16 protein-coding genes are annotated in these 15,841 nt (G+C 64.9%); 13 read left to right on the top strand and 3 right to left on the bottom strand.

The features are described 5' to 3' along the window. Positions 1-519 precede the first annotated feature (519 nt). Positions 520-1,605, top strand: coding sequence for a GGDEF domain-containing protein (locus tag JHC79_RS19440; RefSeq protein ID WP_296393901.1), 1,086 nt, complete (start codon positions 520-522; stop codon positions 1,603-1,605). An 18-nt stretch (positions 1,606-1,623) separates the two neighbouring features. Here the strand turns inward: JHC79_RS19440 and JHC79_RS19435 are convergent, their stop codons facing one another. The 3 genes from JHC79_RS19435 to JHC79_RS19425 form a co-directional block, all read right to left on the bottom strand. Next, positions 1,624-2,004 carry a DUF6188 family protein gene (locus tag JHC79_RS19435; protein ID WP_296393899.1) on the bottom strand — a complete coding sequence of 127 codons (381 nt, stop codon included), beginning with the start codon at positions 2,002-2,004 and terminating at the stop codon, positions 1,624-1,626. 169 nt (positions 2,005-2,173) lie between these two features. Next, a complete protein-coding gene (locus JHC79_RS19430) occupies positions 2,174-2,815 on the bottom strand; it encodes a TetR/AcrR family transcriptional regulator (RefSeq protein WP_296393897.1) in 642 nt (213 codons plus the stop codon). Positions 2,816-2,966: 151 nt separating this feature from the next. Further along, positions 2,967-3,974: a lipase gene (locus JHC79_RS19425; protein WP_296393895.1), complete on the bottom strand. Its 1,008-nt coding sequence runs from the start codon at positions 3,972-3,974 to the stop codon at positions 2,967-2,969. A 144-nt stretch (positions 3,975-4,118) separates the two neighbouring features. On the opposite strand from JHC79_RS19425, the gene JHC79_RS19420 reads away from it, so the two are divergent. From JHC79_RS19420 to JHC79_RS19365, 12 genes are all read left to right on the top strand, one after another. Further along, positions 4,119-5,150 (top strand): oxygenase MpaB family protein, encoded by a 1,032-nt coding sequence (locus tag JHC79_RS19420; RefSeq protein WP_296393893.1) that lies wholly within the window; start codon positions 4,119-4,121, stop codon positions 5,148-5,150. Positions 5,151-5,810: 660 nt separating this feature from the next. Next, the gene (locus JHC79_RS19415; protein ID WP_296393891.1) at positions 5,811-6,710 is read left to right on the top strand and encodes a metal-dependent hydrolase; all 900 of its coding nucleotides are present in this window, start codon (positions 5,811-5,813) and stop codon (positions 6,708-6,710) included. 217 nt (positions 6,711-6,927) lie between these two features. Further along, positions 6,928-7,077: a hypothetical protein gene (locus JHC79_RS19410; RefSeq protein ID WP_296393889.1), complete on the top strand. Its 150-nt coding sequence runs from the start codon at positions 6,928-6,930 to the stop codon at positions 7,075-7,077. Positions 7,078-7,086: 9 nt separating this feature from the next. After that, positions 7,087-7,947, top strand: a complete 861-nt coding sequence (locus tag JHC79_RS19405; protein ID WP_366783085.1) for an ABC transporter permease — start codon at positions 7,087-7,089, stop codon at positions 7,945-7,947. 4 nt (positions 7,948-7,951) lie between these two features. Continuing rightward, positions 7,952-8,983 carry an MlaD family protein gene (locus tag JHC79_RS19400; RefSeq protein ID WP_296393886.1) on the top strand — a complete coding sequence of 344 codons (1,032 nt, stop codon included), beginning with the start codon at positions 7,952-7,954 and terminating at the stop codon, positions 8,981-8,983. Then, positions 8,980-10,002: an MlaD family protein gene (locus JHC79_RS19395; protein WP_296393884.1), complete on the top strand. Its 1,023-nt coding sequence runs from the start codon at positions 8,980-8,982 to the stop codon at positions 10,000-10,002. Before JHC79_RS19400 ends, JHC79_RS19395 begins: the two co-directional genes overlap by 4 nt. Beyond that, positions 9,999-11,045: an MCE family protein gene (locus tag JHC79_RS19390; protein ID WP_296393902.1), complete on the top strand. Its 1,047-nt coding sequence runs from the start codon at positions 9,999-10,001 to the stop codon at positions 11,043-11,045. Before JHC79_RS19395 ends, JHC79_RS19390 begins: the two co-directional genes overlap by 4 nt. After that, complete coding sequence (locus JHC79_RS19385) at positions 11,045-12,139, top strand: MlaD family protein (RefSeq protein WP_296393882.1); 1,095 nt, start codon at positions 11,045-11,047, stop codon at positions 12,137-12,139. Before JHC79_RS19390 ends, JHC79_RS19385 begins: the two co-directional genes overlap by 1 nt. A 13-nt stretch (positions 12,140-12,152) precedes the next feature. Continuing rightward, on the top strand, positions 12,153-13,184 hold the full coding sequence (locus tag JHC79_RS19380; protein WP_296393880.1) for an MlaD family protein: 1,032 nt from the start codon (positions 12,153-12,155) through the stop codon (positions 13,182-13,184). Positions 13,185-13,207: 23 nt separating this feature from the next. Further along, a complete protein-coding gene (locus JHC79_RS19375) occupies positions 13,208-14,149 on the top strand; it encodes an MlaD family protein (protein ID WP_296393878.1) in 942 nt (313 codons plus the stop codon). Positions 14,150-14,171: 22 nt separating this feature from the next. After that, the gene (locus JHC79_RS19370; RefSeq protein WP_296393876.1) at positions 14,172-14,888 is read left to right on the top strand and encodes a hypothetical protein; all 717 of its coding nucleotides are present in this window, start codon (positions 14,172-14,174) and stop codon (positions 14,886-14,888) included. A 5-nt stretch (positions 14,889-14,893) separates the two neighbouring features. Continuing rightward, on the top strand, positions 14,894-15,736 hold the full coding sequence (locus JHC79_RS19365; RefSeq protein ID WP_296393872.1) for an ABC transporter permease: 843 nt from the start codon (positions 14,894-14,896) through the stop codon (positions 15,734-15,736). Positions 15,737-15,841 lie beyond the last annotated feature (105 nt).

Here is a 15,841-nt window from a genome sequence, read left to right as displayed (position 1 = left end):
TCGGTCCGAACATCGCCACGACGGAGCGAAGGTCCGACCACAGCGCGGTCACGGTCTGCCCGTGCCCGCGCTAGCGGCCTCAACCGACGCCATGACCGCAGATCGAGCGCCCGACACCAGACCCGAGCCGGTGGTCATCTGCGGACCTGGGGGCCGGGTGATGGAAGGTGTCTGGTGGCGCCGAGTAGTCGTCTCACATATCGCAGCTTATTACGGACAAAACATGTCTGTAAATGGCATCCGTCGATCCGTCGGCACCGATCGTGCGGCCGACGGCCCACGGACGCGTCGCATCGCGGTATTACTACGTTTGTGTAGCTTTTGAGGTTTTCGTAGTACGCTGCTGCTTGTGGCGCGGCACCGGGTGCTGTCGAACGGGTGGGCGAGACCGAACGCGGTGCCGGGAGAACGCTCTGAGTGCGAGGTGATCGGAGTTTCCTTGTGAAGCGTCATCGACCGCGACCTTCACCACCGCCCGCGGGCGTGACACCAGATCGAGCACATACCTACTTGGCGTTCATGAGCAAAGACTTTCGTATGCGGGAGCGACTGATCCGACTGTCGATCGCGGCGTTCGTGCCGGGGTTCGGGATCATCGCAGTGATCATGGTGTTCTCGCGAGAGGGGCCCGGTACCCCTACGCAGCGCATCGTCGCTCTCGCGGTGGCCGGATCGACCATTCCGGTTGCGGTCGTGATTGCCCGAACGGAACTCGGACCGATCTGGTGGATACGTGAGTCGCACTGGTGGAGCATGAATCACGCGCTCGTCATCTACGGCGATCTAGGCGTCACGACGGTACTCGTCACCTTTTCCACTCCAGAGGCATCGCTCTTCGGGACTACGTTGTTCGCGGTTGTGTCGGTGTACGTGGCGAACTTCGCCGAGACAATGGTCCGTAACCTGCACATCGTCTTCACCTCGATGACCATCGGGGTGTTCGCCGTACTCACATGGCGATCCGGGATGTGGGATCCCGCGGGCTGCATCGCTAGAGCCGTGGTCGCCGGGGCTGTTGTCAACGGAACAGTCCTGCTGCAGAGCGTGCACTCGATCGACGTTCGCCGCGACATACACGGAGCGCTGCAGAACGCTCATCGCGATCCCTTGACCGGACTGTGGAACCGGCGAGGATTCACCTACTGGGCCATCGAGACGATCAAGTGCTGCGACAGGTGCTTCGGCGTCCTGGTCATCGACCTCGACCGGTTCAAACACATCAACGACGCTCACGGGCATCACGTCGGAGACGATGTCCTCCAACTCGCCGCGAGACGGTTGCGCGAGGTGGTGGGCGATGTCGGTTCGCTCGCGCGCACCGGTGGTGACGAGTTCGCGGTCGCGGCGGGCATCGACGTCGGAGAGTTGATGGACCTCGCGCACGCCATCCGAACCGCGGTTCATCAACCCGCCGATCAGTTCCCGGTGACTGTGACCATCGGGGTCGCGGGCCGCTCCACGGACCACACGCACGATCCGGCCGCAACGCTCTCATCCACCCTGCGCGAGGCCGATGCCGCGCTATATCGGGGAAAACAGGAAGGTCGCAATCGGATTGCCCTTGCGCCGCCGTGGCCGATACACGGAAGCGGCGGAGTGGCGTGACGGCACCTGTTCAACCGGTCAGTTCCGGTGTGCGACTCCGCCGCCTGGCATGGCCGCGGCGAGCGCACCCGTGATCGCGCTGATCACCGACCAGGCCTCGTAGTCGGGGTCACTCGGCACGGTGATGGTGTGACTCGCGGTGGTGATCACCAGTGTTCCCCGGTCTTCCGCGGCGATGCGCTGAACGGTTGATCCGGTCAAGGTGTCGAGCAGAGCCAGATCTGCGATCGGTTCGATGTCCTCATCGAAATGGATGTGGTCGATGGACTCGATGACGATCCGCAGATCGTCGGCGAGATGTATCACCGTGCGGTAGGCCTCGTGATCTACGGCGGTGACCACGTGCGACTGGTCGACGAGTTCGATCATGGGCTGCTCCCGGTGCTCAGGGCTGTTCATTGTGGGTGCGCACCGTCATCGCGGTTGCTCCCGAGGCAGAACGCCTCGGTTGCAGACCCGGCTCGACGTGTGCGGCAACTACGCGCCCGTAGTATTGCCGTTGTCGGTCCTCAGCGAAAGAGGCGGTGTCGGGTAGCTGTGGGTTGCCGTCCAGGTTCCCGACGCGCGGTCACGTGAGCAGGGAATCGATCACCGCGTTCATGGTGCCGGCGAATCGGGCGGGCGGGAACTTCCTCGGATGCTTGACCACGAGCGCAGCTGAGCTCTCGAACACGGCCATCAATGCATGAGTCAGGACCTCCGCATCGACCTCCGTCGCGGTCGAACGCTTCAACGTCTTGTCGACGATGCCGGTCAGCCGCTTGATGATCTGTCCTCGGATCTTCGCACGTGTTGCGTGGAATTCCTCCGGCATGCCGGATACGTCCAGTAGCACGCAACGCCAGCGATCCGGCGCGTCGCGGACCGCTTCCAGGAAGCCGATGAAGATGTCGGCGAACGACTGGCCCCAATCGACCAGTCCGTCTTTTCCGGCGCCCGGCGGAAGGATTGACAGCATCTGCGCCATGGCCAGTTCCTGCTCGCGTTTGAGCAGTGCACCGAGCAGGTCCCCGCGGTTGGCGTACATCGAGTAGACAACCGGCTTGGTGACGCCGGCTTCGTCCGCGATCGCGGCCATCGTCGCGGCGCCGTGCCCACGGCTCACCACCAGACGGAGCGCGGCGTCGAGGAGCTGTGTGCGCCGGACGTCCTCGGAGACCCGCGGTGCATAGGGGCGACGCCGCCCGGCCGCAGGTGTGCTTGTCGCCATGTCCCGACTCTACAAGCCGGCGGGCGAGGGGACGTAGGCATGCGCGGCCACATCGGGAGACAAACGAATCCCATCCGGCTCCAACAACTACGCTCGCGTAGTAAGTGGATCTGCTGCGGCGCTCTGCTCTACCGCGACAGAAAGGGGAACATCATTCGGGTAGGGCGTAGGCGCGCAGTCGGGGCTCGCGCAGAGTGGCAGTGGCGGGCGCCCTGCGCAGCGCCTCGGCGGCGGCTCCGACGGCCGACGGCAGGACCTCACCGGCGACAGATGGAATCGTGAGGACCCCCGGCATCATCCACCTGCGGGTGCACACGCCGGGGGCCAACCGGTTGGGTTTAGCGGCCCCAGTGTGGGTGAGTGCGTCGATGACGAGTTCGTAGGTGAGGTTGTCGCCGAGAATCGTGAAATGTTCGATGGGCCAGAACGGGCAGATGTTCTGCAGAGTGATCGACGTGCCGCCGACCAGTGTGTTCGCGAGCGGCTGCGGCTGCATCAACCAGTCGAACTGACTGCCGATCGACGTGTAGCCGGGCCCCTTCGGCAATGGGCGACCGTTGAGCGCGTTCAGATAGGCCGAGCCGACGCTGATCTGACGTACCGCTGCCGGACACGCGGTGAGCGAACATGCCCAGTAGGGTTCCGCACCGCCGATCTGCGGTGTGGCCATGGAGATGTAGTCGGATACCAGATCGGCGAGATCCGGCCAGAAGGTGAGGGCCCACCGGTTGTTGAGTGCGCCGTGCTGGTGACCGATCAGCGCGACCTTGCGGTGCGACAGGCGGGAGATCCTGCGAACCGCCGCGACCACGTACTCCGCTGATATCTGCAGGTCGCCGAAGCCGTGGTCGGGCAGGTTCAACGAGCACGTGGGAACCCCGACAGCGGGCAGCTGGCGCAGGTAATTCCACGAATAGGACTGGGCGTCAGTGGAGAACGCCGGCGTGAGCAACACCGGATCACGCGTCGCGCTGGTGAGATCGGACGAGCAATCCAGTGCTTTCGCCACGGCCGCGCTGCTCACGCGAAGGCCGGGCCCCGCCTCCGTCGAGGTGGGCGCGGGTGTTGGCGGCGCGGCCGTTGCGACCGCCGAGGTACCCATCAGCGCCGTCGTGCCCAACAGCAGCACAAGGGCCCGCGCCAGCCGAACTGATCTCATGTGTCGCAGCTTATACTACGGAAGCGTAGTAAAAGGTGATTCGGCTCGCCTCTGGACTAATTACTACGTCTGTGTAGTAATTAGGTTCCGCACCATCGGGGCCGCGCAGAGGCGCGTTGGTCCCATTCGTACAGGAGGCTGAACATGAACACGCGTAACCGCCGGGCGACTGCACAGGACATGCCGCGGGACCACGGCTTCTTCGGGCCTGGTTCGGTGACCTGGAAGGTCTGGAGTCATCCCGCCGGTATGACCGTCGGATTTCAACGGGCGGTGGTGATCGAGGAGCTCGACCCGTTCCTGATCGCCGCGGTGCACGATACGGGCAAGATCTACAGTCAGCCCCGTATCCGTTACGACCACACCCTGCGCTACTTCGCGATCGTCGCGTTCGGTGACTCCCGTACCGCGGTGACCGCTGCCGATGTTCTCGTGCGAATTCATGCTCGCGCCGTCGGGATCGAGCCCGTCAGCGGCGGTGTCTACAACGCGAACGATCCCGCTCAGCAACTCTGGATCCACCTCACCGCGTGGCATTCGATCCTCTACGCATACGAGGTCTATGGACCGGGCCGGCTCTCCCCGCACGAGGAGGGAGAGTACTGGCAGCAATGCGCGATCGCCGCGCAGCTGCAGACGTGCGACCCGGCCGATGTTCCCCGCACTCGGGAAGGTGTTCGTGCGTACTTCGAGGCGATGCGTCCCCGGCTCGCGGCGAGTTCGGCGGCACAGGACGCGATGCGGCAACTCCTCGACGCCGAGGTGATGTTCCCCCCGACCCCGCGGTGGTTGCGGCCGGGAGCAGCGTTGATCAATCGCGTCCTGCGGTCGGCAACGCTCGCGACGATGCCTCGGTGGCAACGGGACCTGGCTGGAATGCCGCAGACAGCAGTGGTCGACGCGGCCGTCCGGCCGCTGATGAAGGTCGTCTTCCGGCTCGTGGCCGCCAACGCCAGGGTCGAGCTCGCGCTGCTGAAGTGGATCTCCCCGGGTACGTACCCCATAGTCCAACCGGTTCTGAAGAAGGCAATTCCCGACGACCCGCGAACGCGAGATCCGCAGGACGCGTTCGTCGAGCACGGGGTCACCCCGCCGTCCCAATCGGCAGCAGCCCTGCCGCCACTTCCCGATCTGGCAACCCTCGCTCCGTCGCGCCCGATGCCGGTGACCGCATGATCGCCACATGCTTCGGGGAGGGTGAACGATGACCCGGCGAGTTCGTCGTCGCCGGCGCCGAATCGCGATCACGTCCCCCGGTGTCATAGTCATCGACCCCCGTCGAGAGACTTCGCCCGGACGGCCATCCCGATGGACGAAGGCCGCGTCCCCCGCAGGGCTGGCGGTCGCGTCCATCGGCGCGCTGCACCTCGTGCAACCTCGATGGTTCGCTCGACCGATCGGCATGGCCTTCCCGGAGCATCGTCGGGCGTGGACGACTGCCACCGGTATTGCGGAGATCGTGCTCGGATCGGCGTTGTACAACCCGCGTACGAGGACTGCCGGAGTCGTCGGGTCCGCGGTCGTCCTCGGAGCGTGGGCGGGGCGGGTCAGTCGTCGACCGCGGGCAGCGCGCCGACGAGACGCATCGGCGTCGGCGACAACCCGGCAGGGCGTCCTGGCCCCGGCCGTCGTGGAGCAGGACGAGTTGCACACGCCACCGGCAGTGGCGCCCTCGGAGAGCTGATCTGATCGGGCAGTGACCGCACACCGGAGCCGGTGCGGAAATACTACGCCGTTGGAAATTCAGTATTACTACGCTGTTGACAATTATCAGGTCAACGCCCGACACTGAGGGCCGAACGTCGGCGCCCGCGCCGGCTGGATGTGGAGGCTGTCATGAGCGATGTCTCGAAGATCGCGCCCGGGACCGATCCGGTCAGGATCCGCGCGCGGCGGATCAGCTTCTCGTACCCGCGTGCCGACGCCGATCGACACTACGTCGGCGGCGACCTGATCATGAGTCACGCGGTCTCGATGCTCTCGTCGGTCTTTCCTGAGGGGGAGGACTTCTTCGTCCGGTCGGTTCGCCATTACCGGAACGACATCTCCGATCCTGTACTCCAAGAGCATGTTGCGGGTTTCATCGGGCAGGAGGTGACCCATGGTCGAGAGCACAGAAACATCAACGAGCGCCTGCAGGAGATGGGATACCCGACCCGCAAGTGTGATCGCTTCACGAAACGTTCGTTGGCGACGATCTATCGGCACGTCCCGCACCGGATCTCGCTCGCGATGACCGCTGGATTCGAGCACTACACGGCGACGCTGGCCCATCACCTGCTGACCGATGCGGCAGCGCGAGCGCTGCTCACGTCCGAAGAAGTCCGGAAGCTATTGCTGTGGCACGCCTACGAGGAGGTCGAGCACAAGGCCGTTGCTTTCGACGTCTATCGCCACACCGGCGGCTCCGAGCGCACGCGCATCTGGACCATGCGCCTCATCAACGCCATCTTCCCCGCCTTCGTCGTCGCATCCACCGTGGTGTCGATGCTCGTCGACCGAGCGTCCTATCGACCTACGGCGCTGGTGAGAAGTCTGTGGGCACTGCGGTCCAATCCGTGGCTCTCACGACCGGTCGTCGCCGAACTCCGCACGTACACGCGGCGGGGCTTCCATCCCGACGACAACCCCACGGCCGAGTTGCTCCAGCAGTGGAGCACGGAGCTTTTCGGAGATGCGGGATTGCTCGCGGACAACGTCGGTGCCGGCGCGGGTCGACGGTCCGTGCCGCGGTGAACCGATCGGAAATCTGAGCGAGATCGCCGCGTTCTGCGGGTTGATCATTGTCGAGTTGTGAGGAGAATTTGTGGGCATCATCCCCAAGAACCCAGGTGCGGTTCTCAGTCGAGCCGACAGCACGTTGGGGAACGCGGACCGAACACTGCAGCGCGTCGACACAACGCTCGGGCAGGTCGAGTCGACACTGACGACCGTCGATTCGACCCTGACCGAGGTGAATGGCACCCTCACCGAGACGAAGACAACCCTCAACGAGGTCAAAGGCCTGCTCGCAGAACTGAAAACGCAACTCGATGTGCTGGACCGGCTGCCGGCGATGGAGGCGAAGCTCGACCAGATCCACGACAACATCAGCGATCGGTAGCGCGCCATCGTGGTGATCCGACCGTCGGTCTACCGACCGCGCGGACTGGGTTGGGCGTACGCCCTGAACGATCGGACGCAGAGCTCGCTCGCGGCGGTCGGACACTTCGCTTCGTTCGTCTATTACTGCCTGCGTTTCATCCCGCAGGCACTGTCGAGTTACCGCGTCCAGACGATCCGGGCGGTCTCCGACCTCACCTGGGGGCGTGGCGCGATCATCGTGGGCGGCGGCACTGCGCTCGTCATGGTCGTACTCGGGATCGCGGCAGGCGCCACGGTCGCGATCGTCTCGTACGGAACTCTCAACATGCTCGGGCTGGGACCGATTACCGGAACGGTCTCGTCATTCGCGATCACTCGAGAGTTCGCGCCGCTGCTGGCGGCACTCGGCTTCGCCGTCCAGGCGGGCTGCCGGATGACGGCCGAGATCGGATCGATGAGGATCAGCGAGGAAGTCGATGCCCTGGAGGTGCTGGGTGTGCGATCAATCGCGTTCGTCGTCTCGACCAGAGTTGTCGCCGGCCTGATCACGATATTTCCGACGTTCCTCATCACGGTGATCGCGAGCTACGTGACGGCGTCCGCGGTGACCCTCTCGAGAGGGGAGTCGGCGGGGGCGTACGCACAGTACTTCGACCAGTTCGTCAATGTTCGTGACCTGGTGCTCGCCACGGCCAAGGTCGTGATCTTCGTGGTCGTCGTCACGCTGATCCATTGCTATCAGGGGTATTTCGCGGGCGGTGGTCCTGAGGGTGTCGGATTGGCGTCGGGTCACGCCATCCGCGCGTCGCTCGTCGCGATCGTCGTGATGGACATGGTCCTCACCGTGCTGTTCTACGGCGTGAGTTCCGACTTCACCTTCCGAGGCTGACGCGATGCCTGCTTTCGCCACACCCGGGATGCCCGGCGACAGATCGACGTTCGCCCGTCGTGCGTTGTGGACCCTCGTCATGGCAGTCGTCGTGACGGTGATCCTGGTGGTCGTCGTCAGATCGATACCCGACGACACCACCACCGTGCGGATCCACACCGACGACGTGGCCGGCGGCATCGCCACCGGTACCGCAGTGCTCCTCAACGGCGCCCATGTCGGTTCGGTCACCGACGTCGACGCCCAGGACTCAGGTGGGGGAAACGTCGTCACTGTCGAATTCGACTCCTCCTCGGCCGACCCGCGTTTGCTCACCACCGCCATGAAGGTCCGCTTCGCCCCCCGGAATCTGTTCGGGATCAGCGCTGTCGACCTCCAGGCGGCCGAGGGCGGCCGAACACTGTCGAACGATTCAGACTTCTTTCCCGACAACGTCGACGACGTGACGCTGTCGACGCTCCTGCGCACACTGAGTGATGTCAACGATCAGGCCTTCCGTCCGCATGTCAGCGCCATCCTCGACCAGGCGGCACAGGCGACTATGGGAATCGCACCGATCCTCGGTGTTCTCGGTCGGCTGGGCACGTCACTCTCGAACACCCAGAAGTTCCCTCCCGCTCAGACATTCCCGCGATTTGCCACCCTGGTGAGCGAATTCGGCGACGCGATCGCCCAGGTTCTGCCCGCGTTGTCGTATCTGGTGGCGTGGCCCGCCCCGCAGGAGACCGGCTACATCAGCCGTCAGAGGCGTGCGCTCGGATTCGCCGGCGACACCGTCGTCGGCGGAAGTCTGACTGATCTACTCGGACCCGACGAGCTCGGACGCCTGAGTCCCGTTGCGCCGACGCTGGTGGAGATCTTCGATCGGGTTCAGGCCACGTTCCCCGATGCGCGGTCCAACGGTGTGCAACTGGAATCACTCATCGATCGCATCCGCGCAGCCATGCCCGACGGTCCGAACGGTCCGGTGCTCAACGTCGATGTGGTGCTCCGTGGGATGCCCGCGGTAGCCGAGGCTCTCCGGGGTGGCAGATGAGATCGGTCCTGCGTCCGCTCGCCCTGCTGCTGGTCTTCGCGACTGTCGCGGTGTGCGGCGGGATCTTCGTGGTGAACGTCATCCGACGTCCCGTCGACGGCGCCGTCGACTCGTACACGGCGACCTTCACCAATGTCGCGGGTCTACGTGTCGGCAACGATGTCCGATTGCTCGGCGTACCCGTGGGCAAGGTGAACCGGATAGCGTTGCAGCAGAACAGCGACACGGTGACCGCTGAGGTCACCTTCACGCTCGCTCGCGATCAGCATCTGTACGCCGACAGCACTGTGGGGATCCGGTACCTGAACCTCACGGGCATCCGCTACCTGGATGTCGTGCAGCCGACCGTGTCCGGACCGCCGCGTCGGGCCGGTGACCACCTGAGCGTCGCCTCGACCACCCCGTCGTTCGACATCACCCGTGTGTTCCGGGGGCTCGCGCCAGTGTTTTCCGCCATGAACCCCGACGAGATCAACCACCTGTTCGAGGGCGTTCTCGCACTGGTCGAGGGGGATGGCTCGGGTTTGAGCACCACGGTCGCATCGTTGACCAAGGCGTTGCGTTTCGTCGACGACCGCAAGACGGTGGTCGACAAACTCATCTCCGACCTGACCGCGGTGGCCACCTCGATCAACGGTCGGTCGCAGTTTCTCGAACCCGTCTTCGAGTATCTCTCCGACCTGGTCGGCTCGTTGGTGGACAACGAGCAGCAACTCGAACTCCTGGCCGACAGTACGGGTGAGGTCCTGACGTCCGCCGAATACTTGTTGGCCAGCATCGGTCTGCGCCCCAATGAGACACCTGATCTCAATTCCTTCGTCCGCCAGGTGGTTCCGGCGGCCAAGTCGGTTCTCGGGGTGTTGTCGCTGACCCCGGGGATCCTGAACGCGATCAACGGTGCGTTGCCCGCGGCGCCCGGTACGGGGGTTGACCGTCGGTGTTCGAAAGGGGTCGCCCGACTGCCCGAGAACATGTCGGTGTTCCTCCGTGGCACGGAGGTGACGCTGTGTCGGCGATGACAGAGCGGCGACCGTCGCTCGCGCGCGCGGCGCGCAGGCTCACCGACCGGCCCGCCCGTACGCCCCAGCAGGAGGCGCGCTCGCAGGTGTACTGGGGTGCGGCAGCTGTCGTCTTCGTGGTGACGCTGCTTCTCGTGGCCGCCGGGCTCTACGTCTTCACCCCCGGTCAGCAACGTGTGCGGGCCGATTTCGCCGAGGCGGGGCTGATCAAGGTGGGTGATGGCGTTCGGGTCGCAGGCATCCCGGTGGGCAACGTCAAGAAGATCAGCCTGGCCGCCGACCACGCGGTTGTGGAGATGGCCGTCACGTCGTCGGTCCATGTGGGCGACGAGTCGTCGGCGGAGGTCAGGTTGTTGACCATCGTCGGCGGCAACTACATCGAGTTGAGTCCGGCAGGGCGGGACGAACTGGGCGGCTCCAGCATCCCCGTCACGCGAACGACCCTGCCCTACAATCTGATCCAGACCTTTGCGCAGGCGGCGCCGAAACTGTCACGCATCGACGCCAATCCGCTCCGGGAAACCCTGGTTCAGCTGCGGAAGGGGCTCGGAGACAATCCAGGCGCAGTTCGCGGTGACCTGACCGTCCTCAGCTCCATGCTCACGAATCTCAACGCGCGGCAAGACGACTTCGGCGCACTCCTGCGGCTGGCGTCGGAATACACCGCCCAACTCGACGCCAACGGCGACGTCATCACCGATCTGGTCCGCAATCTGAGCTCGTTCCTCACCGAGTACTCGACCTTCTACGAGCGGTTCAATCGGGCTTTCAATTCGCTCACGTTGCTTCTCGAACGCGTGCGAGGGATCGCCAGCGTCTACCAGTCCGACATCGACCCGCTCGTGCGTCAACTCGATGAGATCGGTCGAGGCTTCGGACCCGCCCTGCGGCGGTACACACCGCTCATCTCCCAGGGGCGTGACCTCATCACCCGGTTGGAGAAGATGGTCGGCCCCGACGGCACGGTCGACGTCGGCGGCGGTGCGGCGCCGTTGGTGCTCTCGTCAGACCTCTGCATACCGATGGCAGGGGTGAACTGCTGATGGTCCGAAAAGTACTCGGCGCCAAGTGGCTGATCTCGGCCACCGCACTGGTGCTCGCGGTGATCGTGGGAATCACCTCGTTCGCGCTCGTGACCGCGACGACCACATCCACCTCGTACTGCGCTGTCATGAACGACGCCGTCGGATTGTTCACAGGCAACGACGTCACCCGTCGCGGCGTCAAGGTCGGGACCATCACCGGCATCCGCACGCAGCGCGACAGTGCGGTCGTGCGATTCGACATCGATGCGAAGCAGAAGCTCCCCGACGATGTCGGTGCGGTCTCGGTGTCGCCGTCGATCCTGGCGGTGCGGCAGCTGTCGCTCATGGGTGACTACACCGGAGGCGCAACCTTCACCCCGTCACGCTGCATACCGCTGGATCGGACCAGCACGCCGGTGACCATCACCAAGTCCCTGGAGAGTGTCGCGAACCTGTCCAAGGAGATCACCACGGCCGGTGGTCCGCAGCAACTGGCGGATGTGCTCGGCAGCATCCAGACACTGAACACCGAACTGGGTGGTACCGGCCCGCTCATCAACACGCTGATCAAGCAGCTGGCGACTCCGGCGCGGTCCCCCTTTGCGACCGGTCTGGCCCAGGTCGGCAGCCTGATCGACAACATGAGTTCTCTGGTCGGCGGCCTCACCGACAACTGGCCCCTCGTGGCCCAGTTCGCCCGAACCGGAGCGGTGTTCGGGTCGGGCGCGGCGCCGCTGTTCGATCTGGTCGCACGTACCCTGCGCGCGTTGCCGGTCACCCTGGGTGTTCTCGCCGGTGTCATCTCGCGCTACCAGCACTTCGTCTTTCCCGGCGCCGACGCCGTCGTCCCGATCGCGCGACTGGTCGGTGCCGGATTCCGAAACTTCGGTGACCTGCTGGGCATCGTCCCACCGCTGATCCGCGCGTTCACGATCGATCTCGACGACGACACACTGGGCCTTCGTGTCCGCTACACGCCTCCGACCACCCTCATACCTGCCCGCAATCCCGCCCTGACGTGCGCGAACATCAACCGCCTGGCTCCGGGCAGTGCACGGTCGTCAATTCCTCGACGGTGCAGGTCGACCTCATCACCGCGGCGCTGCGGATGACGGGAGCGGGCCGATGACCGGACTCCGATCCCGTATGTGTTCCGCCGCAATCGTTGTCGCGATCGCGGCGTCGGCAGGTGGCTGCAGTGTGCTGTCGCCGGACGCGTTGCCCACCGCGCAGTCGTTTCGGTCCGGATGGGACCTGAACGTCCAACTCGGAAGTGTGGTCAACCTGCCGGCGCAGTCGCGCGTCCTCGTCAACGGCGCCGACGCCGGGGTGGTGCGGTCCACATCGGTACGCGGCTCCATCGCCACCGCAGAGCTCACCATCGACGATGACGTCCGAGTGGTCACCGACGCCACGGTGGAGGTACGTCAGGACACGCTGCTCGGCGACACCTACATCTCGATCCACAATCCGCCCGCGTCTCGGTCGGCCGTGGTCGCCGACGGCGGGACCGTCGCCCGCACGCAGGCCAAGGAGCCCGTGCAGATCGAGGATCTCTTTCGCGATCTCGCGAACTTCGTCGGCAGCGGCAGCATCGTGCAGTTGGGCGGGACGATCAGTTACGTCAACAGCAAGCTACCCGCCGACCCTGACGAGATCCGTCGGGCGCAGGTGCCACTGCTGCAGATCCTGCAAGTGCTGGGTGACGACACGGCGAACGGCAACAAGCTGCTCACCGGATTCGCGCGGGTGTCGCAACAGCTGGCCGCGCAGAAGGCGAAACTGTCGTTTCTCCTAAGTTCGGGCGGAAACCGCGCTGTCGAGGGGATTGCCGGGTTGCGGGACCTGGTCGATCTGTTCGGTCAACTGTCATCGGCGTTGGTTCCGGTCGTACCGCTCGCCCCGGCGTTGCGCGCCGGCGGTGATCTCGTGAACTCGGTACTTATCCCGTTCCTCGTTCCCGGTCGGCCGAACTCGGACAACGGCCGCTCCACTGCGGCCAACCTCGAGAACCTCCTCAGGACGAAGATCGTTCCGTTCCTGCAGAAGTCCCCCAAATTCAACATCCGCACGATCATGGTCGACAGCGGCATGTCGAATCGCGATGTCTCCGAACAGATGGTGCGGACCCTACGAATGATGGGGTTGACCCGGTGAGACAGAGGGAGATTCGTCTGCTGATGACGAACGTGATCGCTTTTGCGATGGTGATCACGCTCGGAACAGCGTATCTGGCGTTCGCGGTCTATCGCGTGCATCCGGGGCGCGAGACCACGTCGGTCAGCATGAACCTCGCGAACACCAGCACGATGTTGCCGGGCACCGGAGTGTCCATCAACGGGCTCCGGGTGGGTGAGGTCACCTCGATCGTGCCCACCACCACCGGTGCGCGGGTGACGGTGCGATACCCCACGAATCAACGCATCCCCCGCGACAGTCACGTGACCATCGGCCAGCAGTCCGCCCTGGGGGAGCCCTACATCGACTTCGAACCGCGCTCCGACACGGGTCCGTATCTCGCCTCGGGCGACATCGTCGCCGCCACGTCGATCGACGAACCCGAGTCCATTCCCGGTATCTTCTCGTCGCTGCAGGGCCTGACATCAGTTCTCTCCGCCGGTCCACTCGCCGGACTGCTGGCGACCCTGCAGCAGGCCTTCGAGGGCAACGGCGCCGCACTCACCGATCTGGGAACAGGTGCGCAGGCGGTGGCCGCGGTCCTCACGTCGCGAACTGCCGAGCTGGAGAGGATGTTCGGCGACACCCAGCGATACACCCCGCAACTGGGGGCCCTTGTCGACGGGCTTCCGTCGCTGGCGTCGGGAGTGGGTCTGCTCCTTCGCAGTCTCCGCAACACCGCGGACGCGACGTCGGAACTCGTCAACGGGACTGCCTACGAGGACCTCAGAGAGCAGATCCACCCGTTCCTCCAGCGGTTGAACCCCTACGTCAAGGACATACTCCCGAACGTCCTGGACGCCGTGGGCCCTTTGTTGCCCATCGCCACCGCGCTCAATGAGACTTTGCCGCAACTGAATGCAAGCACGCTGCTGTCGCAACTGTTGGGGCTCGTCGGTTCTGACGGCGCCACCCGGCTGACGCTGACCATCCCGCCACGATGACAGACCACGAAGAAAGACGATGATGACCGATCACACGACACCACCCACCCCGGACGACCCCGACAACGCAGACGACGCCGCTGTCGACGGCACCGACAACGCCGACACCACCGGCGCTCGGCCGCGGGGAGCAGGCCGGGGACGCGAGATCACGCTGTCGGTGCGAGGGCTGTTGGGTGCGGCGCTGATCACCGCCCTGGTCGTCACCGCGGGTGTGTTCATCTACCGCGACATCGGTGCCCGTGACCTGCTGGACCGGTCGCGGGCAGACGCCTCCGACCGGGCGAAGGCCGAGTCTGTCGCAGGCGGCTACGCCACCGGTGCCGCAACCCTGGACTACACCGACCTCAATCCATGGATCGCCAACGTCAAGAGGGGGGTGAGCCCGGAACTACAGAAGCAGTACGACGTGGTCGGGCAGGCGATGGGACAGATCATGGGGCCCCTGCGCATGCAGATGAGCAGCGAGTTGGTGATCGCCAAGACCACCAGGGTGGTCGGCAGCATGTACGAGGTCCAGGCGGTCGTCGACACGAACATCAAGAGCGCACAGGCACCCAACGGAGCCGGCTCGACCGCGGTGTACTCGCTGACCCTCGACAAGAGCAAGAACTGGGAGATCCAGAAGGTCGGCGATCCCACCAAGGTGATCGCCGACAATGTCGCGCCCCCGGCCCCCGGTGCCGGCCCCGCTGTTCCGGCCCCGTCGGGTGCTCCGCCGGCATCGCCCGCAGGCTGAGCGGTATGGCGACCACGTCGACGTCCTCGCGTCCGCCCCTGACATCAGTTCTGCGGGACAACCTCTCCACCAACGCAGTCGGCCCGGTCCAGACCCTGGGCCGGACGTTCTCGCTGTCGGTCACGTCGGTGATCACCATTGTCACCGATTCGCTGCGGGGCCGACTCAAGGTGCGCGAGACGGTCCTGCAGGCCTGGTATCTGGTCAGTGTCACCGCGTTGCCCGCCGCCTTGATGGCGGTGCCGTTCGGGGTCATCGTGACACTGCAGATCGGCAACATCATCAGTCAGTTGGGCGCACAATCCCTCCTGGGGGCAGGCGGGGGATTTGCGGTCATTCAGCAGGCTGCACCCCTGGCGTCGGGATTCCTGCTGGGCGGTGCCGGGGCGTCGGCCATTGCCGCAGACCTCGGGGCGCGGACGATCCGCGAGGAGATCGACGCAATGCGGGTGATGGGCGTCAATCCTGTACAGCGACTGGTCGTCCCGCGGGTCATCGCGTCGGTCGTGGTCGCCCCGCTGCTCGCGCTGTTCATCATCGCGATCGGCGTACTGGCCGCGTTCTACCTCGCGGTCACGCAACAGAACGTCGCACCCGGCAGCTACTGGCTGTCGTTCGGTGCCTTCTCCACCGTGCGCGATGTGGGTCTTGCGCTGGTGAAGGCGGTGATCTTCGGCTTCCTGATCGCGGTGATCGGTTGTCAACGTGGTCTGGAAGCTCGTGGGGGACCGCAGGGCGTGGCCGATGCCGTCAACGCGACGGTGGTCGTGTCGACGGTGGCGATCATCGGGGTCAATCTCGTTCTGACGGCCGTCTATCAGGTGTTCTTCCCGCTTCAGATCGGCTAGTTCCCGGACTGCTCCACCTGATCCGTACGGTCTGCGACTCAGGCCTTTTCGAGCAGATCGATGAGTGCGCTTGCCGCCTCAGCCGACGAATTCGGGTTCTGGCCG

It is taken from the genome of Williamsia sp. (assembly GCF_016462415.1).
Taxonomy (GTDB): domain Bacteria; phylum Actinomycetota; class Actinomycetes; order Mycobacteriales; family Mycobacteriaceae; genus Williamsia_A.
The sequence above is the reverse complement of the archived record's forward strand: the minus strand, read 5'-3'. Positions and strand labels throughout refer to the sequence as shown.

Bases quoted from the DNA above. Each gene is read 5' to 3' on its own strand.
- JHC79_RS19440 (WP_296393901.1), top strand. From the start codon at position 520: ATGAGCAAAGACTTTCGTATGCGGGAGCGACTGATCCGACTGTCGATC.
- JHC79_RS19435 (WP_296393899.1), bottom strand. From the start codon at position 2,004: ATGAACAGCCCTGAGCACCGGGAGCAGCCCATGATCGAACTCGTCGAC.
- JHC79_RS19430 (WP_296393897.1), bottom strand. From the start codon at position 2,815: ATGGCGACAAGCACACCTGCGGCCGGGCGGCGTCGCCCCTATGCACCG.
- JHC79_RS19425 (WP_296393895.1), bottom strand. From the start codon at position 3,974: ATGAGATCAGTTCGGCTGGCGCGGGCCCTTGTGCTGCTGTTGGGCACG.
- JHC79_RS19420 (WP_296393893.1), top strand. From the start codon at position 4,119: ATGAACACGCGTAACCGCCGGGCGACTGCACAGGACATGCCGCGGGAC.
- JHC79_RS19415 (WP_296393891.1), top strand. From the start codon at position 5,811: ATGAGCGATGTCTCGAAGATCGCGCCCGGGACCGATCCGGTCAGGATC.
- JHC79_RS19400 (WP_296393886.1), top strand. From the start codon at position 7,952: ATGCCTGCTTTCGCCACACCCGGGATGCCCGGCGACAGATCGACGTTC.
- JHC79_RS19395 (WP_296393884.1), top strand. From the start codon at position 8,980: ATGAGATCGGTCCTGCGTCCGCTCGCCCTGCTGCTGGTCTTCGCGACT.
- JHC79_RS19390 (WP_296393902.1), top strand. From the start codon at position 9,999: ATGACAGAGCGGCGACCGTCGCTCGCGCGCGCGGCGCGCAGGCTCACC.
- JHC79_RS19385 (WP_296393882.1), top strand. From the start codon at position 11,045: ATGGTCCGAAAAGTACTCGGCGCCAAGTGGCTGATCTCGGCCACCGCA.
- JHC79_RS19380 (WP_296393880.1), top strand. From the start codon at position 12,153: ATGACCGGACTCCGATCCCGTATGTGTTCCGCCGCAATCGTTGTCGCG.
- JHC79_RS19375 (WP_296393878.1), top strand. From the start codon at position 13,208: ATGACGAACGTGATCGCTTTTGCGATGGTGATCACGCTCGGAACAGCG.
- JHC79_RS19370 (WP_296393876.1), top strand. From the start codon at position 14,172: ATGACCGATCACACGACACCACCCACCCCGGACGACCCCGACAACGCA.
- JHC79_RS19365 (WP_296393872.1), top strand. From the start codon at position 14,894: ATGGCGACCACGTCGACGTCCTCGCGTCCGCCCCTGACATCAGTTCTG.